Origin of the sequence: Urbifossiella limnaea, from assembly GCF_007747215.1 — a bacterium.
Lineage (GTDB): Bacteria > Planctomycetota > Planctomycetia > Gemmatales > Gemmataceae > Urbifossiella > Urbifossiella limnaea.
In genome coordinates, this window is sequence record NZ_CP036273.1 from 651,033 (window position 1) to 676,518 (window position 25,486).

Consider the following 25,486-nt stretch of genomic DNA (forward strand, 5'->3'; position numbering starts at 1 on the left):
AGGTGGTTCGCCCCACCCGAGCAGGAGGCCGAGATGCCGACCACCACCCCGCGGATCACCCCGGACATGACCCCGGCCCAGAAGCGGCGCGCGGTGCGCGGCCTGCTCCGCGAGCTGGCCGAGGTGCTCCGCGCCGCCCGCAAGGCGAACCGCAACATCCCCTGGCCCGCGACCGTCGCGCGCACCGCCGAGCCGACGACGCCGTCCGCGGCGGTGTAACCCGGGGGGGCGCCGCGGGGGGCATACAATCACCCCCACCCCCCGCGAGCCACCCCATGCCGCCCGCCTCGCCCGCCGTCGACCACGCCGCCGCGCTCGACCGGCTCGTCCGCTTCCTGTCGGTCGAGGGCGTCACCGGCCGCGAGGCCGACATCGCCCGCACCGTCGTGGCCGCGCTGCACGAGGCCGGCGTCCCCGCCGACGCCGTCCGCCACGACGACGCCCACACGCGCATCCCCGAACCCACCCAGACCGGCAACCTCATCGTCCGGCTCCCCGGGACCAGCAAGAAGCCGGCGAAGCCGCTCCTGTTCATGACGCACCTCGACACGGTGCCGCTGTGCGCCGGGGCGAAGCCGAAGGTGCAGGGCAAGCGCATCGTGAACGAGACGCCGAACGCGGCGCTCGGCGGCGACAACCGCACCGGCTGCGCCGTGCTCGTCACGCTGGTCGCCGAGTTGATCCGCCAGAAGCTGCCGCACCCGCCGCTGACGCTGCTGTTCACGGTGCGCGAGGAGAGCGGCCTGTTCGGCGCCAAGCACCTCAACCCCGCCGACCTCGGCGGCCCCGCCATGGGCTTCAACTTCGACGGCCGCAGCGCCGGCGACGTGCTCGTCGGCGCCATCGGGGCCGACCGCTGGACCGTGGACATCCGCGGCCGGGCGTCGCACGCCGGGGTGGCGCCGGAGAAGGGCGTGTCGGCGACGCTGATCCTGGCCCTGGCGCTGGCCGAGGTGCATGCCGGCGGCTGGTTCGGCAAGGTCGTGAAGGGCGACAAGCAGGGCACCAGCAACGTCGGCCCGGTGACCGGCGGCGACGGCAGGCCGGCAGGCGACGCCACGAACGTGGTGACCGACTACGTCCAGGTGAAGGGCGAGTGCCGCAGCCACGACGCGAAGTTCGTGCGCGCGATCACGGCGGCGTACAAGGCGGCGTTCGCGGCGGCGGCGGCGAAGGTGCGCGACCACCAGGGCCGTCCGGGGAAGGCGGTGTTCACGTCGCGGCTGGACTACGTGCCGTTCCGCCTGAAGGACGACGCCCCGGTGGTGACCCGCGCCGCGGCGGCGGTGCGGGCGCTCGGCCGCGAGCCGGTGCTGCGCACGACCAACGGCGGCCTGGACGCCAACTGGATGGTGAAGCACGGCGTCCCGACGGTGACGTTCGGCGCCGGCCAGAACGAGATTCACACCGTCAAGGAGTACGTGGACCTGACGGAGTTCGAGAGCGCCTGCCGTCTGGCTGTTCTGCTCGCTACCGGCGAATAAGCCGCGCCGCCTCGAACGCGGCCCGCAGCACCGGCACCGCCCAGCGCCGGCCCGGCCGGTACGCCCCGTAGCGGCGCGTCGCCGTGTCCACCAGTCCCTCCAGCACCGCGTCCGCGGCGTCGGGCTGGTTCCCCTCGCGCTCGTGGCAGTAGCGGTGATAGGCGTACCGCAGGTACGCCGCGTAGCTCCGCAGCCCGCGCCGCCGGGCGGTGCCGCGGCCCGCGTGCTTCGCCAACAGCAGCCCCAAATTGCGGGCGTCGTAGTAGCGCTGCCAGCGCTTGCCGGTGCGGGCGAACGAGCTCGACCCCTTGTGCCACACCAGCGCCTCCGCCAGCACCCCGCAGCGGAAGCCCGCCTCCTGCACCCGCAGGCAGAAGTCGGACTCCTCGTGGATCAGGAAGAAGCGGTCGTCGATCAGCCCCACGCGGCGGAACACGTCGGCGCGCACGGCCATGCAGCAGCCGTTCACGATGTCCACGGGCGCCACCGCCGGCGGGTCCGCGTCCGCCTCGGGCACCGGCAGCCGCTCGAAGAAGCCGGGGTAGCCGGGGCGGTTGAACGCCGTCCCGTCCGTCATCACGGACTCCGGCTCGTCCATGTAGCGGATCACCGGCCCGATCACACCGTATGACGGGTGCGCGTCCAACGCCGCGAGCAGCCGGGCGACCATGTCCGGCCGCACCACGGTGTCGTTGTTCAGCAGGATGACGACTTCGGCGCCGCGGGCCAGGGCGTAGCGAATGCCGCTGTTGTTGCCCCCGCTCCAGCCGGCGTTCGCCGCGTTCTGCACGAAGTGGCACCACGGGAACTCGGCCTTCAACCCCGGCAGCGGGTCGTCGGCCGAGGCGTTGTCCACGACCACCACGTTCGCCGCCGGCGACAACTCGGCGAGCGAGCGGAGGCACTTGCGGGTGTCGGCGAGGCCGTTGAAGTTGACGGGGACGACCCACACGTTCACGGCGCCGCCCCCTTGAGCCGGCGGAGCGAGCGGACGACGCCGCCGGGGAGACAGCACACCAGCCAGTACGCGGCGGCCTTCGGGCTGAAGCCGCCGTGCCGAAGCGCCGCCGCGAACCGGCCGCGGGCCGCGCCCAGGTCGCCGCGCTGGTACGCCACGTAGCCGTGGTAGAACGACAGCTCGCGGTGCCGCCGCTTCACCAGCGCGTACTCGGCCGGCGTGAACAGGTCCGGCCGCGCGGCCGCGTCGCGCAGCGCCAGCGCGAACTCGCGCGCCATGCGGTCGGGGTCCGCGGACAGCCCGCCGGGGTGCTTCTCGTACTGCGCCAGCGGGCGGGCCAGGAACCCCCACTTCGCGCCAGCCGCGAGCCGCAGACACAGCTCGTAGTCCTCGCCGCCGAAGAGCCGCGGGTCGAACAGGCCGAGCCGGTCGAGGGCGGCGCGGCGGATCAGCGTCGAGCCGAGGAACACCTGGTTGCGGTCGAGCATGAGCCGCACGAACCGGCCGCGGTCGAGGCGGTACAGGTCGGGCCCGATCGGGTCCGTGAGCAACTCGCCGAAGCAGCCGCCGGCGGTGATCGGGCTCAGCGGGCGGTAGCCATCGGCGGCGTTGCCGAAGTGCGTCTCGCAGAACACGGCGTCGAGGTCGGGGTGGTCGCGCAGTGCCTGGAGGGCGGCGGCGGCGGTGCCGGGGAGCCACACGTCGTCGGAGTCGAGGAAGGCGAGCACGTCGCCACTCGCGTGGGCGACGCCGGTGTTCCGCGCCGCGGCCGGGCCGCCGTTCGCCTGCGATACCACGGTCACGCCGGTGCCGCGCGCCACCTCCACGGTGCGGTCCTTCGAGCCGTCATCGACCACGACGACCTCGGCGGGCACGCCGCAGGCGCGGACGGACGCGACCGTGGCGGCGACGGTGCGCTCGCGGTTGTAGGCGGGGATGACGACGGTCAGGGCGTCGGTCACGGGCGGCCCCCCATGAGGCGGGCGAGTCGGCCGGCGACGGCACGGACGACGGCCCGGCGGCGGTTGCCGGTGTGCCACAGCCGGTACGCCCAGTCCGGCCCCACCCACGGGTAGTCGCGGGCCACGCACCGATCGAGTGTCGGCCAGTCGACGTCGCCGGTGGCGTCGAGGTGGCGGAGGAGGTGGCCGAACAGCGTGTCGTCGCCGACCAGGCTGTTGCCGACGGTGACGTGCAGCACCTTCGCCCCGCGGGCGAGCGCCGGGTGGACGCTGACCATGGCGTTGTACGCCGGCGGCAGTTCGGCCACGGCCGCGGGCGTGGTGTGGATCGCGCACGACAGGGCGAGTTGGTCCCAGTCGTCGCCGCGGGCGTAGCTGAAGTGCCAACGGGCCTGCCAGTCGGCGGCCACGGCCCGCGCCGCCGGCGTATCGCGGACGTACATCACGCCGGCGTTGAAGTACCGGGCCAGCGGGTACTCCCAGCCCATCGCCTTCATCCGCGGCCGCTCCCACTCGGGGAACACGGGGCGGACCGGGCCGTGGTGGTTGCGGTCCTGCACCAGCGCCAGGTCGAACGGCCGGTCGAACACGTCGGCGAATGGGCGGACCGGCAGCGTGTCGCAGTCGAGGTACGCGAAGTCGCCTGCGAGCAGGTCGCGGAGGCGCGTCTTGAGGTAGAAGCTGCGGGCGCGCGGGTGCGGCATGTCGGCCGGCTCGGCGCGCAGTTCGTCCACGAGGCCGCGGAGTGGGAAGCGGAACCCCGGCACGGCGGCGGCCGTCGGCGGGTCGCACACGAGGGTGATGCAGGCGCCGGGGTGGACGCGGCGCAGCGCGGCAACCGACAGGTAGGCCATCGCCGCGTACCGGCCGCCGGCCGCGTCCACGAGCACGTAGGTGACGTGCGGCCCGACGGTCATGCGCCCCTCCGCGCGGCCGGGGCGGCGGCCAAAGCCGCGACCCGGCGGGACAGCTCGGCGTCAAACCGGTCGCGGCCGAACTCGTGTGCCCGCTCCCGCGCCGCGGCGGCCCGCCGGTCGAGTGCCGCCGGGTCGGCGAGGGCGGCGGCCGTGCGGTCGGCGATGGCGTCGACCGACGCACAGACGTAGCCGTCGATGCCGTCGCGGACGATCTCCGGCTGGCCGCCGCGGGCCGGGACGAACGGCACGCACCCGGCGGCCATCGCCTCCACCGTGGCGATGCCGAAGTGCTCCTGCCGGGCGGGTGGCGGCGGCGGGTCGGCGAGGCCGGCGGCGTGCCAGAACACGCGCGCGGCCGCCAGCTCGGCCCGCAACTCGGCCGCCGCCGGGTTCGGCACCAGCCGCACCGCCGCCCCGGCCCCGGCCGCCCCGACGGTGGCGAAGTAGTCGCGCTCGCTCGGGGCGTCGGACAGGTGGCCGAGGCACACGAGCTCCCACCCGGCCAGCGGGCCGGCCGCGCGGGCCGCGAACGCCCGCACCAGCTCCAGTTGCCGCTTCATCGGGTCGAACCGGCCGAGCACCGCGACCCGGTTCCGCTTGGCGACGTCGGGGAACGCGTCGACCCGCACCGGCGGGTAGAGCACGTCGCACGGCACGCCCCAGCGCGCGGCCGTCCAGTCGGCGGTGAACCGCGAGTTCGCCAGCCGAATCTGGTAGCCGGCGAACCGCTCCGGCCACGCCCGCCCGTGGAGCCGCCGGCGCACCCACCCTCGGACGCGCCCCAGCGGCCCTTGCCCGCCGCCCTGCCACGGCCACCCCTCGCCCCGGACGTCGGTCGGGAAGTGGACGTACACGGCCCCGCGGGCGGCGTGGTTGAACGGCGGCACGCCGTGCGTCGAGGTGACGAACAGGTCGAACCCGCGGCTCAGGTCGGCCTGCCAGGCGCGGAGGTCGGCGAGGAAGCGGTCCGGACGGCCGCCGGCGTCGTGCCACTGCCGCGCCGGCGGCGGGACGACGCGCACCGTCACGTTCCCCAGGTCGGCGTCGGCGAACTGCGCCCACTTCTCGGACGTGAGCCACGGCCGGTGGTGGTGAAGGGTGACGCGGTGTTCGCGGGCGAGCCCGGCGGCGATCACCGCCGTCACCACCTCGGCCCCGCCGACCCCGGGGGCCGACGGCTCGTGGTACACCGACACGTTCATCCCGGCTCCCCGCCGCGGCGGAACACCAGGTTCGTCATCGCCCAGTCCGGGTGGGCCGGGTCCACCGGCGGAATCAAGCGACCGACCGCGTCCCACGCCACCGGTTCGAGCCGGCCGTCGGCCGCGGGGTGGAAGCACGCGAACCCGGCGAGCCGGAATCGCTGCAGGTACGCGGCCGGGTCGCCGCCGGCGTTGACGATGCCGAGCGGCCAGAACTCGCTGAGCACGGTCATCGGCCGGTCGCCGGCCAGCAGCGCCCCCATGCCGCGGAACGCCAGTTCCTCGTACCCCTGCACGTCGATCTTCACCACGTCCGGCGGCGGCAGCCGGCGGGCGGCGAACTCGGCGTCGAGCGGCCCGACCGGCACTTCGACGGCGGCGCGCCCGGCCGCCTCGCCATCGGCGTAGAGCCGGTGGTCGCCGAGGTTCCGCCGGGACTTGAACAGCCGCGCCGTGCCCGCCTCCGGGCCGGCGGCCATGTTCAACAGCGTGACGTGCGCCAAGCGGTTGTGCCGGACCGTGCGCGACAGCAGGCCGAAGTTGTACGGGTCTGGCTCGACGCCCACGACGCGCCCGCCGGGGCCGACCGCCGCCGCCGCCAGGGCGACGAAGTAGCCGATGTTCGCGCCCACGTCGAGGTACGTCATGCCCGGCCGCAGCGTCGCCTGGAGCACCCGCGTCTCGGCCGGCTCCCACACCCCTTCGCAGTACAGCGGCAGGCCCACGCCGGCGTCGCGCACGTCGGCGAAGACGACGCCGAACGGCGTGCGCACCGGGCGGACCGGCTGACCGGCCGCGGCCCACAGCCGGGCCGCCGCCGCCCGCCGGGCCGGGGCGTGGGCGAGCGCCCGCTCCAGGTGGAATCGTTTGGCCGCGGCTGCCTTCCGCAAGCCGGCCGGCACCAGCGCCCGGTACACACGCTTGAGCGGGTTCACGACGCGCCTCCGGCCGGCCCGGTCGTCCACTCCAGCCGCGGCAGCACCACGCCGAGCCGGCCCTCGATCGTTTGCAGCGACCCGGCCGCGTCCACCTCGAAGTTCAGCACCGGGTCCACCACGTCCACCGTGCCGGCGCCGAAGCGGTTCGCGGCGACCAGCAGGTGATACCGGCCCGGCGCCAGGAAGTGCCCCGGCACGCGCACCCGGCCGACGTGCCGGCCCGCCGCCTGCGGCCGACAGAACACCCCGGCCGCGTCGCCGTCGCCGGTGGTGAACACCGTCAGCCCGTCGTCGCGGTTCACCCGGAAGGCGATCTGCGCCGTCGTGGGGCGGGACACCTCGTAGCCGATCTCCAGGTCGAACGGCTGGTCGGCGGCCAGCTGCGCCGCCGCGGTGCCGTCGGCGCGGCGGACCCGCGCGGAGCGGATCATCACGTCCTTCGACGGGTCGGCGGGCCGGTCGTCGAGCCACTCGGCGGCGAGGCCGTCGGCCTGCTTCAGGTACTCGCGCACGGCGGCGCTCGGCGTGCCGTCGAGCGTCACGCGGCCGCCGGCGAGGACGATGGCGCGGCTGCACACGGCCTGAACCGTCGTCATGCTGTGGCTGACGAACAGCACCGTGCGGCCGCCGCGGCTGACGCTCTTGAGCGTGCCGAGGCACTTCTCCTGGAACTGCTGGTCGCCCACGGCCAGCACCTCGTCCACGACCAGGATTTCCGGCTCCAGGTGCGCTGCGACGGCGAACGCCAGCCGCACGTACATGCCGGACGAGTAGCGCTTCACCGGCGTGTCGAGGAACGCCTCCACCTCGCTGAACGCGACGATCTCGTCGAACTTGCGGGCGATCTCCCGGCGGCTCATGCCGAGGACGCTGCCGTTGAGGAAGACGTTCTCGCGGCCGGTGAGCTCGGGGTGGAAGCCGGTGCCGACCTCGAGCAGGCTGCCGAGCCGGCCGCGGAGCTCGGCGCGGCCGTCGGTCGGCTCGACGATCCGCGACAGCACCTTCAGCAGCGTGCTCTTGCCGGCGCCGTTGCGGCCGATGACGCCGACGATCTCGCCGGGCTGCACCTCGAACGACACGTCGCGCAGCGCCCAGAACTCGGTCGGCTTCGCGGCGGGGGCGCGGCGCACGGCGCGGCGGGCGGCGGCGCGGAGCGCCTCCGTGAAGTTGTTCCCCGACCGGGCGCTGCCCAGCCGGTATCGCTTCCCCAGCCCCTCGACGCGGATCGCGGGCTTCATCGGCGCGCTGCCCTCAAATCGTGTCCGCGAACGACCGCTCGACGCGGCGGAAGTACCACAGCCCCACCGCCGCCAGCCCCACCGCCACCGCCGCCGACACGCCGAACGAGTACCAGTCGATCGGCCCGCCGAGCGCCGCGGCGCGAAACGCCGCCACGAGCCCGTACGCGGGGTTCAGCGGCAGCCACGCCTGGGTCGTCGGGCCGAGCGCGGCCGGCGACATGTAGACCGTCGGCGTGGCGAACATCCACAGCTGCACGCCGAACGTCAGCACGAAGCGGAAGTCGCGCTGCGCCACGATCAGCGCCGCCAGGAGGATGCCCACGCCGGCCGCCACGACCGCCAGCAGCAGCACCGCCACCGGCAGCAGCAGCACACTCCACCCGGGCCACACGCCGTACCACGCCGCCATCACCGCCAGCAGGCCGGACGCCACCGCCAGGTCGAACAGGCCGACGCCGACGGTGCTGAGCGGGATCAGCAGCCGCGGGAAGTACACCTTCGTGACGAGCCGCTCGTTCGCCACCACGCTGTTGCCGGCGGCCAGCACCACGTTGCTGAAGAACACCCACGCCGTCATCCCGGCGAGGACGTACAGCGGGTAGTGCTCGATGCCGGCGCTCACGCCGGCGGCCTTGCCGAGGAACAGCGCGAACACCGCCATCGTGGCCAGCGGCTGGGCCACGGCCCACAGCAGGCCGAAGGCGGTCTGCTTGTAGCGGATTTTTACGTCGCGCCACGCCAGGAACGCCAGCAGCTCGCGGTAGCGCCACAGCTCGCGCAGGTCGAGCACGGCCAGCCCGGAGCGCGGCGCGACCACCACCAGCGGCGGCTCCGACTCGGCCGCGGCGGGCGGCACAGGCGGGCCAGCCGGGGCGTCGGGCAGGCCGATGCTCATGTCCGGGTCCGGTCGGGTCGGGTCCGCCACTCCACCCCCACAACCTAGTTCAGGATCGGGCTGAACGCCCGCCGCGCCGCCCACCCGCCCGCCGCGCCGCCGAGCGCCCCCAGCAGCACGTCCGACGCGCCCGGCACGTGCGCCGGCAGGAACAGCTGACCCACCTCGACCGCCAGCGCCGCCAGCCCGCCGGCCGGCGCCCCCCACCGCCCCGCCGCGGCCCCCACCGGCGCGAACAGCGCCAGCTTGACCAGGGCGTCCTCGAGCGCGAACAGCGGGTGCCCCTCCAGCGGCCGACCAGGCAGCCAGCCGAACGAACCCGCCGACGCCAGGAAGTCGAACGGCGCCCAGAAGATCACCGCCAGCGCCGCCAGCCACGCCGTCACGCACGGCCCCCGCGACCCGAACCGCGCCGCGGCCCAGCCGAGCAGCACGCCTGTCGTCCCGGCCACCACGTCCGTCGCCGACGGCACCCGCGAATGCACCACGAGCTGACTCGCCTCGGTCGCGCCCGCCAACAGCACGCCGAGCGCCAGCGGCCGCAGCGGGTTGGCCCACAGCCGACCGGCCAGCAGCCCCGCGGGGAGGAACAGGCCGATCAGCTTCACGAACTTCATGCCGGCGTCGGCCGGGCCGCCGGGGCCGAACTCGCGGAACGGCACGTAAACCACGCGGTCGCGCGCCTTGCGGTACACCTCGGCCGGGCTCGCCGTCAGGTCCAGCGGCAGCGCCTGCGCCACGGCCACCCACAGCAGGTACGCCGCCAGCAGCCGGGCCGCCGCCGCCCGCGGCTGCGTCCGCTCCCACACCGCTCGCGCGTGCCCGGTCAGCCACCGGCCGGCGACCACCCAGCCGAGCATCCCCACCGCGGCGCCGACGGCCTGACACCAGATGTCGGCGCTGGTGGCGAAGCGCGTGGGGAGGAACACCTGGCCGAACTCGGCGGCCACCGCCACCGCCACCGCCAGCGGCCACAGGGCCAGCGCCGCCGCGAGCTCGCCGATTCCCCGGCGCCGATCGACCCGCGCCGCGGCCAGGAGGAAGAAGCCGAGCGGCACGGCAACGCCGACGTTGCCGACGGCGTCGGACCGGGAGTGGACGGCGACGCGGTCGCGGAGGCAGGCGGCGAAGAACCCGACGGGGTCGCCGCCGGGCGGGGCGCGGAAGTCGAACGGCACCCAGCTGCCGTACAGCACGAACAGTGCGGCGACGGCCGCGAGCGCGGCGTACGTCGCCCGGGTGGGGGGCGTCACCGGCCGCCGCCCGGCTTCTTCCCCGCCGCCTCGAACTGCGGCATGATCAGCAGCGCCGGGTTCGCCGTCACGTTCTTGATCACGTCCTCGCGGCTGGCCTGGCCCAGGTCTTCCAGGAACACCCAGTCCAGCGCCTTCAGCCCCAGCCACAGCACGCCCAGCGCCAGCGGCATCATCATCCACCCGGCGAAGTCGTGGAACACCCTGTCGCCCAGTTCCTTGCCCGCCTCGTTGTACAGCACCCCCGTCGCCGCGATGCGGACGATGTTCGCCCCGATGGCGATGGGGACCGCCGCCGCCAGGATCAGCCCGCGGTCGAGCCACGGCCGCTTCACCACCAGGGCCATGCCGGTCGAGAGCGTCAGGAACGTCAGCAACATGCTCAGGCCGTTGCAGGCGTTTTGCACCTCCAGCAGGTGGTCCTGGCAGTGGAGGATGACGCCCTCGCGGTAGGTCGGGTAGCCGACGGTTTGCAGCACGTACTCGGCCCCGATCGCGGCCGTGCGCTGGAGCGGCCAGCTGAGGGTGTGCTCGACCGCGTACGGCAGCGGGAACATGAACATCAGGAACAGCACCGGGACGTACAGCCAGCGGAGCGCGGCCACGCCGCCGAACACGGTCACCGCCCCGAGCACGGCCAGCACGAACGACACGCCCTGCACCCACTCCAGGGCGATGTTCGTCCGCCGGGCGAGCACCAGGAGCGGCGCCGCGGCCACGATGAACAGCAGCCCGCGCACGTCCGGCCAGGCGAGCTCGTCGGGCGCCCACGCCTTCCACAGCCAGGCCAGGTACACGGCGAACAGCGGCACCAGGAAGCCGTGCGAGTAGTCGGGCTTGAGCCACTCGCCGACGGAGTAGCGGAACAGCGGGAAGTAGGCGAACGCCAACACGCCGACGGTGGCGGCCACGGCCGCGATCCAGGCCGGGGAGCGGACGGTGGCGGCGGCGGGAGACGCGGACAAGTCGGCACCCTCGGGAAGCCGGGCGGGCGGGCCGGCAGTCGCAATTCAGGTTATACCATAACCGCACGACCGGGGCGACCCGCGAGGCGGCACCGGAGCCTAGAGCGCGATCCGCCGCCTGCGGCGGGGCGCCACCGCGTCCGGCGACTGTCGGGACTTTCGGCACGACCGGAAAACCTAGCCTATACTGACAGCAAAACCCCGTTGGACTCCGGGGGCCGCGACCCGTGAACGACCCCCTCATCGCCCGATTCGCCGAGGCGTGCGGCGCCACCGGACCGCTCGACCTGCGGGTCGGGCTGCCGGACGGCCGCGTCCTCGCCGAAGGGTCCATGCCGCAGCCGTTCACCCTCATCGGCCGCGACGACGCCTGCGACGTGACCCTGACGGACCCCGACGTCCACCCCCGCCACGCCTGGATTCAGGTGCTCGACGGCCGCGCCTACGCCCTCGACCTGGGGAGCCGGGCCGGCGTCGTCTGGCCCGACGGGACGCGCGGCCCCGGCTGGATGGAGCCGGGCGTGCCGCTGAAGGTCGGCCCGTTCCGCGTCACCCTGCGGAACCCGGTCTCGGCGCGGCCCGGCCGGTTCGAGGTGCCGCCGACCCAGGGCGACCCGAACCTGACCGCCACCCGCCCCGGCGTGCAGCTCGAATTCCGCAGCGGCCGCCCGCCGAAGGACCGCTGGGCCATCAACCGCGTCCTCACGCTCGTCGGCAAGTCCGAGGCGTGCAAGCTGAACCTCCTCGCCGACGACGTGGCCCCGTACCACTGCGGCCTGGTTCTGACACCGACCGGGTTGTGGGTCGTGGACCTGTCCGGCCAGGGCGTGGTGGTGAACGGCGAGCGGATGCGCGTCGCCCCGCTGCCCGACGGCGCCTCGCTGTCCGTCGGCCGGTTCCACATCGGCTGCCGCTACCCGGTCCCGACCGACACGCCGAGCGGCCTCCGCCTCCGCACCGGTCGCGCCGCCCCGTCCCGCACCACGAAGCCCGTTCCGCCGCCGCCGGACGACGAGGTGCCGCTGGGCGGGATGCCGACGCTCGACTCGGCCACGGGGCTGCCGAGCTCGCACATCCTGCACGGGGCGTTCCGCCGGCCGAACTCGTCCGGGGCGATGTCGGCGCCGATCCTGCTGGCCGCCGGCCCGGCGTCGGACGCGGCGCCGGCGGGAAAGTCGGGGCGGATCGGTTCGTCGATCCCGGCGCCGCCGGAGGCCCTTGCCGACCACCCGGCCGCGGCGCTGATCGGCCAGCTGGCCGAGATTCACGGCCAGATGTTCGAACAGTTGCAGCAGGCGCTGCTGATGATGGCCCGGCTGTGCGGGCAGATCCGGGCGGGGCGGGCGGCGGCGGCGGAGCAGGAGTTGATCCGCATCAAGGAGCTGAACGCCGAGCTGGCCCGGTTGCAGGGCGAGGTGACGCGGCTGGCGCTGGCCGAGGCCGGGTCGAAGGAGATGCGGGCGCTGGACGAGACCGCCGTCGGCACCGCCGGCAGCGAGGCGATCCACGACTGGGTGCAGGAGAAGATCGGCAAGCTGCACCGCGAGCGCCGCGAGCGGTGGGACACGCTCGTGGGGCTGTTCGCGGGCGGGGGGGAGTAGTCGTTGGGAGTCGTTGGGAGTCTGCGGGAGTGGGGGAGTATGAACCCTGCCGGACTCCCCACCCCCGCAGACTCCCAACGACTCCGCTACTGTTTCTTTCCCGCCGCCGCGATCACCCACTTCTCCGGGTGCGCCCGCATGGCGACGAGCATCCGGATTACTTCCTCGTAAGCGGTGTGAAGGGCCACACCCGTCGCCCGGTCGAGGTATTCGCAACGGACGGCGAACGCGACCCACGTCTGGGACTCGGCCGCCTCACCCTCAGCGTCGGCAATCTTGGCGACGAACGAGCCCTCGTACATCCGCCTCCGCCAAGCCTCGGCCAGGTTCGCGCACACCGACCGGGTCGCCCGCCTGCCCTGGTCCGTCAACGAATACGCTTCCGCCTTCGGGAACCCCTTCGACGCCTCGAACCACGCCATCGCGGCGTCGAACGCCTTCTTGTAGACGTCGAGTTGAAAGTGCGACTCGGCCCACACGCGTCGGCCCCCCGTATCTGTACTCCCGCAGACTCCCAACGACTCCCGCAGACTCCCAACGACTGTTCACCCCCGCAGCCGGTCCAGCGCCTCCCGGTACTTCGCCGCCGTCTTCTCGACCACCTCCGCCGGCAGTTCCGGCGGCGGGCTCGCCTTGTCCCACGACGTCGTTTCGAGCCAGTCCCGTACGAACTGCTTGTCGAACGACGGTGGCGACCCGCCCGGCCGGTACGTGTCCTTCGGCCAGAACCGCGAGCTGTCCGGCGTCAGCACCTCGTCGATGAGGATCAGCTCGCCCGTCGGCAGGCGGCCCCACTCGAGCTTCGTGTCGGCGAGGATGATGCCGCGGGCCTCGGCGTGCGCCGCGGCCCGGCGGTACACGTCGAGCGTGCGGTCGCGCAGCTCCGCGGCGGTGGCGGCGCCCACGGCCCGCTCCATCTCGGCGAACGAAATGTTCTCGTCGTGCAGACCCTGCTCCGCCTTCGTCGCCGGGGTGAAGATCGGTTCCGGCAGCCGGTCCGCGTCGCGGAGGCCGTCCGGCAGCGGGATGCCGCACACGGTGCGCGACTGGCGGTACTCCTTCCACCCGGAGCCGGCGAGGTAGCCGCGGGCGACGCACTCCACCGGCACGACCGTCGTCTTGCGGACGAGCATGGTGCGGCCGGCGAACTCGGGCCGGCGGAAGGCCGGCGGCAGGTCGTCGAGGGCGGTGCTGATCAGGTGGTGCGGCACCTTCAGGAAGTCGAACCAGAACACGCTCAACGCCGTGAGGACGACGCCCTTCTCGGGGATCGGCGGCGTGAGGACGTGGTCGAACGCGCTGATGCGGTCCGTGGCGATGATGGCGAGGGTGTCGCCGAGGTCATACACGTCGCGGACCTTGCCGCGGCGGCACGGGTAGCCGGGGACGTGCGTTTCGCGGACGGCGGTCATGCTCCGGCTCCGGGGGGTGGGGTTCAGGATAACGCTGCGCCTTGTTTCGGGCCGCGTCGCGGGGTAGTATTCGGGTGCCTCTGCGGTGTTCGAACGGGTCGCGCGCTTTTGGCGAACCGACATTCACTGCGCTGGGGGCCTTCGTTAATACGGCTGGTGCCGCAAGCCCACCGGTCCGGTTCGCCGGGTCGAAGATGGGATCCGAAATCCAGTCGTGAGGCACCCCTGTTCACTTTCAGGTTCCTGAAAGGCGATACCGGCGGCACAGGTGGAGGCAGCATGCGGCGGCCGCGGGCAACACCCGCGGCCGCCGCTCCTTTTTCCGCGGGCTCATATCCCGTCAGAAGCCTGGAAATCCCAGCGTTTTTGCCTGCCGAGCGCAGAAACTCCCCCCGCCAGGAAAAATTCTTCCCCCGACCTTCACACCGCCCGCGCGAGCGTTGCTAACTCGCGGTGTCGTCGGGGATTCCGGCGAGGCACGTGCCCGAAAATTGGCACCCGATTTGCGCCCGGTGCGCCCTTGACGCGCCCCCCGCGCAGAATCGGCACAGTCCGTAAATCCCTTCTATTCAACGCATTCGGCAGAACCACTACTGACAGCCCGGTGGCAGTGGCTTCGTTGTTGACATCACCGCCGCAGACGGTAACCTCCCCCCATCAGATTCGCGTTCCCGAGAGGAATCCTGATGACCCCGAGGCTAACCGCCCCGCAGCCATCTGTGACCCCGATCACCCCGGCTCACGCGCCCGGGGCGCCGCTATAGGCCCGGCCCGGCCGCCACCCACCTCACTCTCCCGGCGGCCGCCCGAGCAAGCAGGAACCGAAGGCAACCGAACCGCCACCCGGCGGTTCCCCGATGCACCCCGACAACCGACGCCGGCCCGCCCGCAGAGCTGCGGCGCGCCCGGTCGTCGCCCGAGACACGGTGCCGGGCTCGCCAGCGACCCCCGCCCCCGCCGCACGACGCGCCGGGGTGAGTGTGCCACGGAAGGCAAGACCACTCCAGGCCGGAACCGCTTCCTCCGGGCCTGCCGCGGATCGACTGTCCGACACCCGGGCCGTGTGCCCAACGGCAAGATGCCAGTGGGCCGGGCCGGTCCTGTGCCACGGATGGCGCGGGGCCGGCCACTTTTGCTTCCCGTATCACGTCCGCGTGCTCACCCTCCCGCCGCGCCCCGCCGCCGACCCCGCCGCGTGGTTCGCCGCCGTCGCCGCGGTGCTGCTCAACCGCGCCGAGCTGGTCGCCGGCGGTGTACCGCTGCGCGTCGCCGAACTCGAGCTTTACCTGCACGCCGCCGACCACCCGGACCCGTTCGCGCACGCCCACCCGCTCCAGCGCGGCTGGGGCCGGTGGTACTTCCACCGCAGCGGCGGCAGCTACCGCGGCGGCTCGTTCAAGGGGCTCGACCTGACACTCGGCGACGACACCGCGACCGTCGGCGTGCTGCTGCGAACCGTCGTGACGCCCGACGGCGAACTGATCGACGGCCCCTCGCGGCTCGTAGACCGGTTGTTACAGCTGACCGACGCGCCGACGGTGGCGGCGCTCGACGCGCAACTGCCGGGCGAGGCGCTGCACGTCCGCGACGCGCCGGACCGCGGGGCGGAGGTGTTCTCGACGGCGCGGGTGGGCCTGTCACTGAAGCGCGCCGCGGCGTTAGACGCGATGCCGCGGTACGTCGGGCGGCGTTACCGCTTCCTGACGGAGCCGCGCCGAATCGGCCCGGGTCGGCCACAGCTGGTGGCGGCGCTGCGCGCCGACGGATTGAGCGTTGAGGGAATTCGGGCGCGGACGGGAATCGCGGGGGGGGTGGTCGGCCGCTACGCGGCGGCGTTTGATGAGGGGAGGGCGGGGCGCGACCTGGGCCGCTTCGTCGGCGCGAACCTGCGCGCCCTCGACCGCTGTCGGCTGCTCGGGGCGTGGGCCGCCGTGTACGGCCCCTGATTCCGCCGCTCGCGGCGGTGCGACACCGAAGGAGCCGCGATGGCGAACCTGCCGATCCGCCGGGTGGTTCTCTACAAGCACGGCGTCGGGCACTTCGAGCGCGAGGCCGCCGTGAGCGGCGACGAAACCCTGACGCTCGCGTTCAAGCAGCGCGAGGTGAGCGACGTGCTGAAGTCGCTCACCGTCCTCGACCTGGGCGGCGGCACCGTGTCGGCCGTGTCCTACGACAGCACCACGCCGGCCGACCAGCTCCTCGCCGAAATCGCCCTCACCATCCCCGACAGCAACAGCCTCACGAAGCTGCTGCCGCAGTTGCGCGGCGCCCGCGTCGCGGTCCGCCCCGCCGGGGCGACGCCGGTGCAGGGCGCCGTCCTCGGCATCGACACCGCCGAGGTGCGCACCCCCGCCGGCCTCCAGCAGACGCCGCGCCTCTCGATCCTCACCGACGCCGGCGAGGTGCGCTCGTTCGACCTGTTCGACCTCGACCTGACCCTGCTCGACGAGGGGTTACGCCGCGACCTGGAGTTCCTGCTCAAGACGCAGCTCGGGGCGAAGAAGAAGGACGCGCGGACGTTCACGCTGTTCGCCCAGGGCACGGGGGCGCGGACGCTACGGCTCAGCTACGTGCTCGAAGCCCCGGTGTGGAAGGCGACGTACCGCATCTTGCTGACCGAGGGCGACGAGCCGCCGCTCATCCAGGGCTGGGCCGTCGTGGACAACACGTCCGACGAGGACTGGACCGACGTGGCGCTGTCGCTGGTGGCGGGGCTGCCGGTGTCGTTCGTCCACGACCTGTACACGCCGCGCTACATCCGCCGCCCCGTCGTGCAGGTGAAGGAGACGACCGGCGTCCTGCCCCCGATGGCCGAAGCCGGGTTCGACGACGACTTCGGCGACGTGCCCGCCGAGGCGCTGGCGATGTCCGCGGACTTCGCCCCGGCGCCGGCCGCGATGCGGAAGATGAGGGTTGCTTCTGCTTCCGCAGCCGGGATGGTGAGGGACGCGGGGCGCCCGGCCGGCCCGTCGTCGGTCGAGACGCAGACCCGCGAGCGGCAGGTCGGCGACCTGTTCGAGTACGCCATCGAGAAGCCGGTGACGGTGCGGCGGAACCAGTCCGCACTCGTGCCGATCGTGCTGAAGCCGTTCGCCGGCCGCAGCGTGCTGCTGTACCAGAAGGCCGCCCGCGCCGAGAACCCGGTGCGGTGCGTCGAGTTCGAGAACACCACCGGCCTCACCCTCGAAGGCGGCCCCGTCACCGTCCTCGACGGCGGCAGCTACGTCGGCGAGGCGATGCTCGACACCCTGAAGCCGACCGAGCACCGGCTCGTCGGGTACGCCGTCGAACTCGGCGTGCGCGTGCTCGACAACACTGACAGCCACGACGGAACCGTCACCCGGGTGACGATCAAGAAGGGCGCGCTTAAGGCGCAGGCGGCGCGGGTGCAGAAGACGACGTACACGTTCGCCAGCAAGGCCGACCGCGAGCAGGTGCTGTACCTGGACCACCCGCGCGACGGCGGCCGCTGGAAGCTCGGCGGCGGGCTGAAGCCGCACGAGACGACCGAGAACCACTGGCGGTTCAAGCTGGCGCTGCCGGCCAACTCCACGACCAAGTTCGAGGTGCAGCAGGAGCAGACGGTGTGGCAGACGTTCGGCCTCGCCGACGTGACCGACGAGCAACTCGGCGGCTGGGTGAGCGCGGCGTGGCTGGACAAGCCGACGACGGCGGCGCTGCGCGACGTGCTGGCGGCGCGGGCGGAGGCGGCCGGGTTCGAGGCGAAGCTGGCGGCGGTGGCGCAGGAGCGCGCGGCGATTGCCGCGGACCAGAAGCGGCTGCGCGAGAACCTCGGCAGCCTCGGCGACCGGGCGACGGAGAAGGAGCTGCGGGAGCGGTTCGTGCGGACGCTGGGCAGGCAGGAGGACCGCCTGGAGGAGCTGAAGGCCGAGGAGGCGCGGCTGACGGCCGACCGCGACGCGGCCCGCGCCCGGCTGGCGGCGCGGCTGGCGGCGCTGGACTACGACGGGGCGGTGGGCTGACCCGCGCTACTCGTCCGCGTCCCACACGACGACGCGGCCGTCGTCGGTGCCGACCGCGCCGAGTTGCCCGTCGGGGCTGTAGCCGACGCACGTCAGCTTCCCGACCTTCCAGTTCAGCTTCGTGCGCAGCGTCAGCGTGTCGAGGTCGTAGAGCTTCACCAGCGTCGGCCCGCCGTGGATCACCGCCAGCGTCTGCCCCGCGGGGTGGAACGCGAACCCGACGAAGTTCCCGAACGACTGCCCGCCCTTGATCTGCCGCGGCTTCCCCGGCGCGGCCGCGTCGTAGAGGTAGAAGCTGCTGTAGCCGATCACGCCGAAGTGTCGGCCGTCCGGCGACACCTGCGGCTGGTTGACGTGGTAGCTCGGGTAGCGGGCCCGCACCGGCTCGGCGCCCGGCCCGGTGTTGCGGCGCTCGACGAGCAGCTCGTTGTTGCCGACGAGGGCGTACCGGTCGCCTCCGACCAGGAACCCCACGAGAACCTTCCACTGCGGGTGCGGATACGTCGCGTGCCGGACCCGCCGGCCGTCGGCGGCGTGTCCCGTCAGCTCGGTGTCGCCGTTGGTTTCCCGGTAGGTGCTAATGAGGTGCTGCCCGTCGGGCGAGATGATCACCTGACTCGCGGGTCCGCTCGGCCCGTCGGGGATCACCGCGCCGTCGGCCGTCGACAAGGTTTGCAGCGCCCCGAACGTGGTGTACAGCCGGTCGCCGGCCGGCGACACCGCGACGCGGTTCGGCTCGTCCCACACCTGCCGCACCGACAGCGGGATGACGACGCGCGGCCCGGAGGGGAGCGGCAGGATGAGGAGTTCGGCGTCACCGGCGGCCCAGGTGCCGACGAGGAGGCGGCCGTTTGGCAGGAAGCGGACCTGCGTTACGTGGGCGCCGGCGTCGAGGACGATCATGGGACTTAGGGACTCAGAGACTCAGGGACTCAGGGACGGAACGAACCGGTCGGCTCTTGTCCCTCCGTCCCTCGGTCCCAGTGTCCCTCAGTCCCCCTCAAGAGTCCATCAGCAGCCGCAACGGGTCGCTGAACAGCTGCACCAGCCGCGTCGTGAAGCGGGCGCCGTCGGCGCCGTCCACCACGCGGTGGTCGTAGGTCAGGCTCAGCGGCATCATCAGCCGCGGCACGATCTGGCCGTCCTTCACCACCGGCTGCAGCGCCGACCGCGACAGGCCCAGGATCGCCACCTCGGGGTAGTTCACGATCGGCGTGAACGCCGTGCCGCCGACGCCGCCGAGGTTCGTGATGGTGAACGTGCCGCCGCGCATGTCGTCGAGGCCGAGCTTGCCGGCCCGCGCCTTGTCGGCCAGCGCCACCACCTCGGCCGCGATGTCGCGGACGCTCTTCTTGTCGGCGTCCTTCACGACGGGGACGACGAGCCCGCGCTCGGTGTCCACGGCAATGCCGACGTGGAAGTACTTCTTCAGCACCACCTCGCCGGCGTTCATGTCGTAGCTGCTGTTGAACGTCGGGAAGTCGCGCAGGGCCGCGACGACGGCCTTGATCGCCAGCACGGTCATCGTGATCTTCGGCGTCCCCTTCGGCAGCCCGTCCACGATCCGCTTGCGGCCGGCCTCCAGGTCGGTGATGTCGGCCAGGTCGAACTGCGTGACCATCGGCATGGTCCGCCACGCGACCGTCAGGTTCTTGGCGATCGTCTCGCGGATCTTGGCGACGGGCTTCCGCTCGACCTCGCCGTACTTCGAGAAGTCGGGCAGCGGCGGGGTGGTGAAGCTGTCGGCGACCGTCTTGCCCGACAGGTTGCCGGCACCACCCCCGCCGGGGGCGGCCTTCACCTTCTGGCGCTCGTCGCGGACGAAGCCCTTGATGTCGTCGAGGGTGACGCGGCCGCCGCGGCCGGTGCCCTTCAGCTCGCCCAGCGCGACGCCGAGCTCGCGGGCCAGCCGCCGCGTCGCGGGGCCGGCGGGGACGACGTCGGCGCTCTTGGTGGCGGTGCCGTTGGCGTGCGGAACGGGTTCGGGCGAGCGGCCCGCATGAGCGGGCTGTTGCGAAGGCGCGGCGGCCGGCGCCGCGGTCGGGGCGGACGCTTTCGGCGCGCTCGGCGCCGCGCCGCCGGTTAGCGTCAGCATCGGCGCCCCGACGGGCACCTTGTCGCCCTGCTTCACCAGCACCGCCTCGACGGTACCGGCGGCGTCGGCTTCCACCTCCATCGACGCCTTGTCCGTCTCGACGGACGCGACCGGCGTGCCCGGCTTCACCACGTCGCCGGGCTTCACGAGCACGGCGGTCACGGTTGCCGCCTCGATCCCTTCACCCAGGTTCGGCAGGCGGAACTCGGAGCTGCCGGTCGAAGCGGGGGGCGCCGTTGCCGCTTGCGGCTTCGCGGCGGGCGGCGCGGGTGCCGGCCGCGAGGCCGCAAGCGGCTGCGAAGGTGCCGCGGCGGGCGGCGCGTTGCCGGCGCCCGCCAGGCGGAACACCGGCGCCCCGACGGCCAGCTTGTCGCCCTGCTTCACCAGCACCGCCTCGACGGTGCCGGCGGCGTCGGCTTCCACCTCCATCGACGCCTTGTCCGTCTCCACGGACAGGACGCTCTGGCCGGCCGCGACCGCGTCGCCGGGCTTGACCAGCACGGCGGTCACGGTCGCCGAGTCGATGCCCTCGCCGAGGCTGGGCAGGCGGAAGTCCATGCGTCGCTCCGCTCCTGTCGTTGGGTCGTCGCACCGGGGCTCGTCCGGCTTCGGTCTTCAGGCCAACGGCCTGACAGCCCTCAGCCCAGGGCAACGCCCTGGGTGGCGTGTGCGGTGGGTCGTGCAGGCCGAAGGCCTGCGAGCCGGCTCCCAGCCCTTCAGGCTGGGGGTGATTCGTACCTCGTACCCAGGGCGTTGCCCTGGGCTGAGGGCTGTCAGGCCGTTGGCCTGAAAACCGTTCGGTCTACACCGTCCACGGGTCCGGGCGGTCGGGGTTCAGGCCCAGGTCGCTGATCGCCTGCTTCACCGCGGCGCGGTCCCACTCGCCGCGGTTCGCCAGCGCCGTCAGCGCCGCGACCACCACGTTCTCCGCGTCGATCTCGAAGAACCGCCGCAGCGCCTTGCGCGTCTCGCTCCGGCCGAACCCGTCGGCGCCAAGCGCCAGCAGCCGGCCGTCGAGGTACGGGCCCACCAGCTCCGGCAGCGCCCGCATGTAGTCGCTCGTGGCGACGATTGGGCCGGCCGTCTTCGCCAGCACCTGCCGCACGTACGGCTCCTTCACCGGCTGGTCCGGATGGAGGCGGTTGAACCGCTCGCAGGCCACGGCGTCGCGCTTCAGCTGCGTATAGCTCGTGGCGCTGTAGACGGTGCTGGCGACGCCGTACTTCTCGGCCAGGATCGCCTGCGCCCGCAGCGCCTCGTTCAGGATCACGCCGCTGCCGAGCAGCTGCACCTCGTGCTTGGCCCCGTCGGGCCGCACCGTCTTGAACGGGTACAGCCCCCGGATGATGCCGTCGCGCACGCCCTCGGGCATGGCCGGCATGTCGTAGCTCTCGTTGTAAACGGTGAGGTAGTAGAAGCACTCCTCGCCGCGGACGTACATCGCGTTGATGCCGTCCTCCACGATCACCGCCAGCTCGTACCCGAACGCCGGGTCGTACGCCCGGCACGTCGGCACGGTCATCGCCATCAGGTGGCTGTGGCCGTCCTCGTGCTGGAGCCCCTCGCCGTTGAGCGTGGTGCGGCCGGCCGTGGCACCCATCAGGAAGCCGCGGCAGCGGCTGTCGGCCGCGGCCCAGATCAGGTCGCCGACGCGCTGGAAGCCGAACATCGAGTAGTAGATGTAGAACGGGATCGTGTTCACGCCGTGCGTGCTGTACGCGGTGCCGGCGGCGACGAAGCTCGCCATCGCCCCGGCCTCGTTGATCCCCTCCTGCAGGATCTGCCCGGTCGTGCTCTCGCGGTACTCCGTCAGCGAGCCCTTATCGACGGGGTTGTACGCCTGGCCGACGGTGCTGTAGATGCCGAACGACTTGTACATCGGCGGCATGCCGAACGTCTGCCCCTCGTCGGGGACGATCGGCACGATCAGCTTGCCGACGTTGGCGTCCTTCATCACCTGCTGCATGAGGGTGACCCACGCCAGCGTGGTGCTCTGCCCCTTGCCGGCCTGGGTGCCGCCGAGGAGCCGCTCGAACGCCTTCGAGTCGGGCGGCTGGCAGGGGGTGAAGACGTTGTTGCGGGTCGGGTTGAAGCCGCCGAGCACCCGCCGGCGGTCGTGCATGTAGCGGATCTCGGGCGAGTCGGGGCCCGGGTGGTAGAACGCCCCGCTCTCGCACTGCTTGTCCGTCAGCGGCAGGCCGAACCGGTCGCGGAACAGCTTCAGCGCGGTCGCCAGGATCTTCTTGTCCTTGTCGGCCTGCGTCATGGTCAGGTCGTTCTCGCCGGCCTCCAGCTTCACCGTCAGCTTCTTCGCCTGGTGGGCGGTGTTCATCCCCTCGGCCCCGGGGATGCCGTACCCCTTCACCGTCTTCACGAGGATCACCGTCGGCTGGCCGTCGTGCTCGGTGGCCGCCTTGTAGGCCGCGTACACCTTCCGCGGGTCGTGGCCGCCGCGCTTCAGGTTGGCGAGCTGGTCGTCGGTCAGGTGCTCGACCAGCGCCTTCAACTCGGGGGTGTTGAAGAAGTACTCGCGGATGAACGCCCCGCCCTTGATGATGTACTCCTGGTACTCGCCGTCCACGACCTCCATCATGCGGCGCTGCAGCGCCCCGGTGTGGTCGGCCTTCAGGAGCGGGTCCCAGTCGCTCCCCCAGATCACCTTGATGACGTTCCACCCGGCCCCGCGGAAGATGCCCTCCAGCTCCTGGATGATCTTGCCGTTGCCGCGGACCGGGCCGTCGAGCCGCTGGAGGTTGCAGTTGATGACCCACGTCAGGTTGTCCAGCTTCTCGCGGCCGGCCTGGCCGATGGCGCCGAGCGACTCGGGCTCGTCGCACTCGCCGTCGCCGAGGTACGCCCAGACGCGCACGTCGTCGGTGCGGGCGAGGCCGCGGTCGCGGAGGTAGCGGTTGAACCGGGCGTGGTAGATCGACATGATCGGGCCGAGGCCCATCGACACCGTCGGGTACTGCCAGAAGTCGGGCATCAGCCACGGGTGCGGGTAGCTGCTGAGGCCGCCGCCCGGCTGCAACTCCTGGCGGAAGTTGTTCAGCTTGCTCTCGTCGAGGCGGCCCTCCAGGAACGCCCGCGAGTACATGCCGGGGCTGGCGTGCCCCTGGTAGAAGACGACGTCGCCGGGGTGCGCCTCGGTGCGGCCGCGGAAGAAGTGGTTCCAGCCGATCTCGTAGAGCGTGGCGGCGCTGGCGAACGTGGCGATGTGCCCGCCGACGTTCGTGGTCTTGTTCGCCTTCACCACCATCGCCATGGCGTTCCAGCGGACGATGCTCTTGATGCGCCGCTCGAGCGCCCGGTCGCCGGGGAAGTCGGGCTGCTCCTCGACGGGGATGGTGTTGACGTACGGCGTGGTGACGCCGACGCTCATCCGGCCGGGGGCCGACTTCGCCACCTGGGCGATGAGGGAGCCGAGGAGGAACTGCGCGCGGTCGGCCCCGCCGTGGCGGATGACCGCCTCCATCGAGTCGAGCCACTCGGCGGTTTCTTGCGGGTCGATGTCCTCCGGCAGGCGGCCGTCGCGGCGGGCCAACGCGTCGGGGGTCACGAGCATCGCGGGAGCCTCGGGGATCGGGGGTCGCCGGGCCGCCCCGGGAGAGGGGTGGGCGGGGTCCGGAGGGGCGGGCGGCGGCGAGTGCGGTCTACGGGTGTTCAACTTGCGTTATCCCTTTACGATAGGCGCGGGGGCCGGCCGCGTCCATGCCGCCCGCCCCGGTCCCGACCCCCGGCGGACGCCCCCATGCACACCGGCTTCATCCTGGCCATTCTGGCGACGACCGCCGCGGCGCAAGGCCCGGCCCCGGTGCCGCTTCCGGCGTGGCGTGTGAGCTCGGACAAGGCCACGATCGGCGGCGCCGCCGCGGAATTGACCCGCCAGACGGGGGTACCGATCGCCGTGGCCCCGGACGTTGCCGAAAAGCCGTGCCCCGGCGTGAAGGCGGCGCCGTTCTGGGACGCGCTCGACCGCCTCGCCGCGGCCGCCGACCTGCGCGTGTCGCTCCGCGACGCCGGCCGCGCTGTCGAGCTGCTACCCAAGGGGAACAGCCGCGAGGTCGCTTCCACGGCCGGCCCGTTCCGCGTCGTGGCCCGGCAGGTGACCGGCCGGGCGCTGCTGGCCGAGGGGCTGACCGTCCACGACGTGCAGCTCGACCTCCACTGGGAGCGCCGCTACCCCGTCTTCCGCGTCGACTCGTACCCGCACGTCACGCAGGCCACCGACGACCGCGGCGTCGCGCTCCAGGCGCAGTCGGCCGGCGCGAAGACGCAGCCGACGGGTGCGCTGCACTCGGCGTCGGTGAAGCTCGGCGGCCTGACCCGCGAGGCGAAGCGGATCGGCGTGCTCAAGGGCTACTTCGTCGTGACCGCCAGCGAGAAGCTCCTCCCCTTCCGCTTCGACGTGGCGAAGAAGGCGGCGCCGGCGACGAAGGACGGCGTGACCGCGGCGCTGACGACGTGGACGAAGGACGGCAACACGTGGGTGGCGGAGGTGGAGTGGGCGTACCCGCCGGCGCTGCCGGAGTTCGAGAGCTTCGAGGCGGCGGCGCTGGTGTCGGCGAACGAGGTGCGGCTGGAGGGGCCGGGCGGCAAGTCGGTCGCCCCGGAGAGCCGGTCGGAGAGCGTGACCGGCCGGCGGGTGAGCGCGACGTACTACTTCAAGGCCGACGGCACGACGGGCGTCGGGCCGGGGTGGGCGCTGGCGCTCGACGTGGCGGCGACGCCGGTCGAGTTCCGGGTGCCGTTCGACCTGCGGGACGTCGTGCTGCCGTGAGCGTGCGTGTGCGATCCGAGCCGGCCCCGTGAGGGGTCGGAGTGTGGTGCGCACCACACTCCGACCCCTCACGGGGCCGGCTCGGACGGCGAACCGATTTACACCACGTCCGCCAGCTTCCGCAGCTCGGCGCGGATGGCGGCCAGCTCGGCGTCCGCGGCGGCCTTCTCCCGGCGGAGCTCCGCCAGCTTCGCGGCGGCGTCCTTGTGTGCCTGCTTCCGCGTCGCCAGCGTGCGGGCCGCGTCGGTCACGCCCTGCTCGGTGTAGCAGGCGTCCTGCTCGGCCTTGCGGATCGCCTCCGGCAGCTGCCGGCCGCGCGTCTCCAGGCCGATCTGGTCGGCGACCAGCTGCGTGCGCGCGGCCCGCGCCTTGGCCCGCGTCAGCACCGGGCTCTCGTCGGCCGGCGGCGGAAGCGGCTGCGGCACGGGCACCACGGTCACCCGCGTGGCGGCGACCTCGACCGACTCGCGGAGCGACTTCCCGCGGGCGGCGTGGTACAGAACCGTCAGCAGGAACGTGAGGAAGGCCACGAGGACCGGGCCGGGGTTGGCGACGACGCCGTCCCAGGCGCGCTCGGCGGGCGGCCGGGCGGCGGCGAGGAGGCGGTCGAGGTCGGCCGGGTCGTTGTGGTACCCGGCGGCGGCGGCCGCGGCCCCGAGGGCGGCGGTCGCCAGGACGAGGCGGCGCTTCATGGTGTCCGTCCTGGGGTTGGCCCACGGGCGTGCCGCGACCGGCGCTGCCGTGGGGGCAGCGGGCGGCGGCGGGTAGCTCGCGGGGGTGGTGGGGCGACCGGTTACAGT

21 protein-coding genes are annotated in these 25,486 nt (G+C 73.0%); 6 read left to right on the forward strand and 15 right to left on the reverse strand.

Annotation, left to right across the window (positions count from 1 at the left end; translation table 11 throughout):
- The first annotated feature begins 33 nt into the window (after window positions 1–33).
- Both ETAA1_RS02815 and ETAA1_RS02820 read left to right on the forward strand, forming a co-directional pair.
- The gene (locus ETAA1_RS02815) at window positions 34–219 is read left to right on the forward strand and encodes a hypothetical protein (protein ID WP_145234121.1); all 186 of its coding nucleotides are present in this window, start codon (window positions 34–36) and stop codon (window positions 217–219) included.
- A 56-nt stretch (window positions 220–275) separates the two neighbouring features.
- The gene (locus ETAA1_RS02820) at window positions 276–1,484 is read left to right on the forward strand and encodes a M20/M25/M40 family metallo-hydrolase (RefSeq protein WP_145234123.1); all 1,209 of its coding nucleotides are present in this window, start codon (window positions 276–278) and stop codon (window positions 1,482–1,484) included.
- Here ETAA1_RS02820 and ETAA1_RS02825 read toward each other — a convergent pair.
- The 9 genes from ETAA1_RS02825 to ETAA1_RS02860 are packed head-to-tail and all read right to left on the reverse strand — an operon-like array spanning window position 1,471 to window position 10,815.
- Complete coding sequence (locus tag ETAA1_RS02825; RefSeq protein ID WP_202920615.1) at window positions 1,471–2,442, reverse strand: glycosyltransferase family 2 protein; 972 nt, start codon at window positions 2,440–2,442, stop codon at window positions 1,471–1,473. The two genes, ETAA1_RS02820 and ETAA1_RS02825, sit on opposite strands and share 14 nt — an antisense overlap.
- Window positions 2,439–3,404, reverse strand: a complete 966-nt coding sequence (locus ETAA1_RS02830; RefSeq protein ID WP_202920616.1) for a glycosyltransferase family 2 protein — start codon at window positions 3,402–3,404, stop codon at window positions 2,439–2,441. The genes ETAA1_RS02825 and ETAA1_RS02830 overlap by 4 nt, the downstream gene beginning before the upstream one ends.
- Window positions 3,401–4,321 carry a glycosyltransferase family protein gene (locus ETAA1_RS31410; protein WP_202920617.1) on the reverse strand — a complete coding sequence of 307 codons (921 nt, stop codon included), beginning with the start codon at window positions 4,319–4,321 and terminating at the stop codon, window positions 3,401–3,403. Before ETAA1_RS31410 ends, ETAA1_RS02830 begins: the two co-directional genes overlap by 4 nt.
- Entirely contained in the window at window positions 4,318–5,523 is a 1,206-nt protein-coding gene (locus tag ETAA1_RS02835) for a glycosyltransferase (protein WP_145234129.1), read from the reverse strand. Before ETAA1_RS02835 ends, ETAA1_RS31410 begins: the two co-directional genes overlap by 4 nt.
- Window positions 5,520–6,458, reverse strand: a complete 939-nt coding sequence (locus ETAA1_RS02840) for an FkbM family methyltransferase (protein ID WP_145234131.1) — start codon at window positions 6,456–6,458, stop codon at window positions 5,520–5,522. The genes ETAA1_RS02835 and ETAA1_RS02840 overlap by 4 nt, the downstream gene beginning before the upstream one ends.
- Window positions 6,455–7,699: an ABC transporter ATP-binding protein gene (locus tag ETAA1_RS02845; protein WP_145234133.1), complete on the reverse strand. Its 1,245-nt coding sequence runs from the start codon at window positions 7,697–7,699 to the stop codon at window positions 6,455–6,457. Before ETAA1_RS02845 ends, ETAA1_RS02840 begins: the two co-directional genes overlap by 4 nt.
- A 13-nt stretch (window positions 7,700–7,712) precedes the next feature.
- Window positions 7,713–8,597, reverse strand: a complete 885-nt coding sequence (locus tag ETAA1_RS02850) for an ABC transporter permease (protein ID WP_145234134.1) — start codon at window positions 8,595–8,597, stop codon at window positions 7,713–7,715.
- Between the two features lie 44 nt (window positions 8,598–8,641).
- Entirely contained in the window at window positions 8,642–9,850 is a 1,209-nt protein-coding gene (locus ETAA1_RS33310) for a VanZ family protein (protein WP_202920618.1), read from the reverse strand.
- Window positions 9,847–10,815, reverse strand: coding sequence for an exosortase/archaeosortase family protein (locus ETAA1_RS02860; protein ID WP_202920619.1), 969 nt, complete (start codon window positions 10,813–10,815; stop codon window positions 9,847–9,849). The genes ETAA1_RS33310 and ETAA1_RS02860 overlap by 4 nt, the downstream gene beginning before the upstream one ends.
- Window positions 10,816–11,042: 227 nt before the next feature.
- On the opposite strand from ETAA1_RS02860, the gene ETAA1_RS02865 reads away from it, so the two are divergent.
- On the forward strand, window positions 11,043–12,416 hold the full coding sequence (locus ETAA1_RS02865) for an FHA domain-containing protein (RefSeq protein ID WP_145234140.1): 1,374 nt from the start codon (window positions 11,043–11,045) through the stop codon (window positions 12,414–12,416).
- 86 nt (window positions 12,417–12,502) lie between these two features.
- On the opposite strand, the gene ETAA1_RS02870 is transcribed toward ETAA1_RS02865, so the two are convergent.
- Together ETAA1_RS02870 and ETAA1_RS02875 are read right to left on the reverse strand one after the other, a co-directional pair.
- Window positions 12,503–12,895, reverse strand: coding sequence for a four helix bundle protein (locus ETAA1_RS02870; protein WP_202920620.1), 393 nt, complete (start codon window positions 12,893–12,895; stop codon window positions 12,503–12,505).
- 66 nt (window positions 12,896–12,961) lie between these two features.
- Window positions 12,962–13,828, reverse strand: a complete 867-nt coding sequence (locus ETAA1_RS02875; protein WP_145234142.1) for a phosphoribosylaminoimidazolesuccinocarboxamide synthase — start codon at window positions 13,826–13,828, stop codon at window positions 12,962–12,964.
- A gap of 1,154 nt (window positions 13,829–14,982) precedes the next feature.
- On the opposite strand from ETAA1_RS02875, the gene ETAA1_RS02880 reads away from it, so the two are divergent.
- Window positions 14,983–15,774 carry a hypothetical protein gene (locus ETAA1_RS02880; RefSeq protein WP_145234144.1) on the forward strand — a complete coding sequence of 264 codons (792 nt, stop codon included), beginning with the start codon at window positions 14,983–14,985 and terminating at the stop codon, window positions 15,772–15,774.
- Between the two features lie 39 nt (window positions 15,775–15,813).
- Window positions 15,814–17,811 (forward strand): DUF4139 domain-containing protein, encoded by a 1,998-nt coding sequence (locus tag ETAA1_RS02885; RefSeq protein WP_145234146.1) that lies wholly within the window; start codon window positions 15,814–15,816, stop codon window positions 17,809–17,811.
- 6 nt (window positions 17,812–17,817) lie between these two features.
- On the opposite strand, the gene ETAA1_RS02890 is transcribed toward ETAA1_RS02885, so the two are convergent.
- The 3 genes from ETAA1_RS02890 to ETAA1_RS02900 all read right to left on the reverse strand — a co-directional run bounded on the left by ETAA1_RS02890 (window position 17,818) and on the right by ETAA1_RS02900 (window position 23,471).
- Window positions 17,818–18,714 (reverse strand): WD40 repeat domain-containing protein, encoded by an 897-nt coding sequence (locus ETAA1_RS02890; RefSeq protein ID WP_145234148.1) that lies wholly within the window; start codon window positions 18,712–18,714, stop codon window positions 17,818–17,820.
- Window positions 18,715–18,811: 97 nt separating this feature from the next.
- Window positions 18,812–20,464, reverse strand: a complete 1,653-nt coding sequence (locus tag ETAA1_RS02895) for a 2-oxo acid dehydrogenase subunit E2 (RefSeq protein WP_145234149.1) — start codon at window positions 20,462–20,464, stop codon at window positions 18,812–18,814.
- A gap of 244 nt (window positions 20,465–20,708) precedes the next feature.
- On the reverse strand, window positions 20,709–23,471 hold the full coding sequence (locus tag ETAA1_RS02900; RefSeq protein WP_145234151.1) for a pyruvate dehydrogenase (acetyl-transferring), homodimeric type: 2,763 nt from the start codon (window positions 23,469–23,471) through the stop codon (window positions 20,709–20,711).
- Between the two features lie 186 nt (window positions 23,472–23,657).
- Between ETAA1_RS02900 and ETAA1_RS02905 the strand changes: the two genes are divergently transcribed.
- Complete coding sequence (locus ETAA1_RS02905) at window positions 23,658–24,686, forward strand: hypothetical protein (protein ID WP_145234153.1); 1,029 nt, start codon at window positions 23,658–23,660, stop codon at window positions 24,684–24,686.
- Between the two features lie 98 nt (window positions 24,687–24,784).
- On the opposite strand, the gene ETAA1_RS02910 is transcribed toward ETAA1_RS02905, so the two are convergent.
- Window positions 24,785–25,378, reverse strand: coding sequence for a hypothetical protein (locus tag ETAA1_RS02910; RefSeq protein WP_145234155.1), 594 nt, complete (start codon window positions 25,376–25,378; stop codon window positions 24,785–24,787).
- Between the last annotated feature and the right edge of the window lie 108 nt (window positions 25,379–25,486).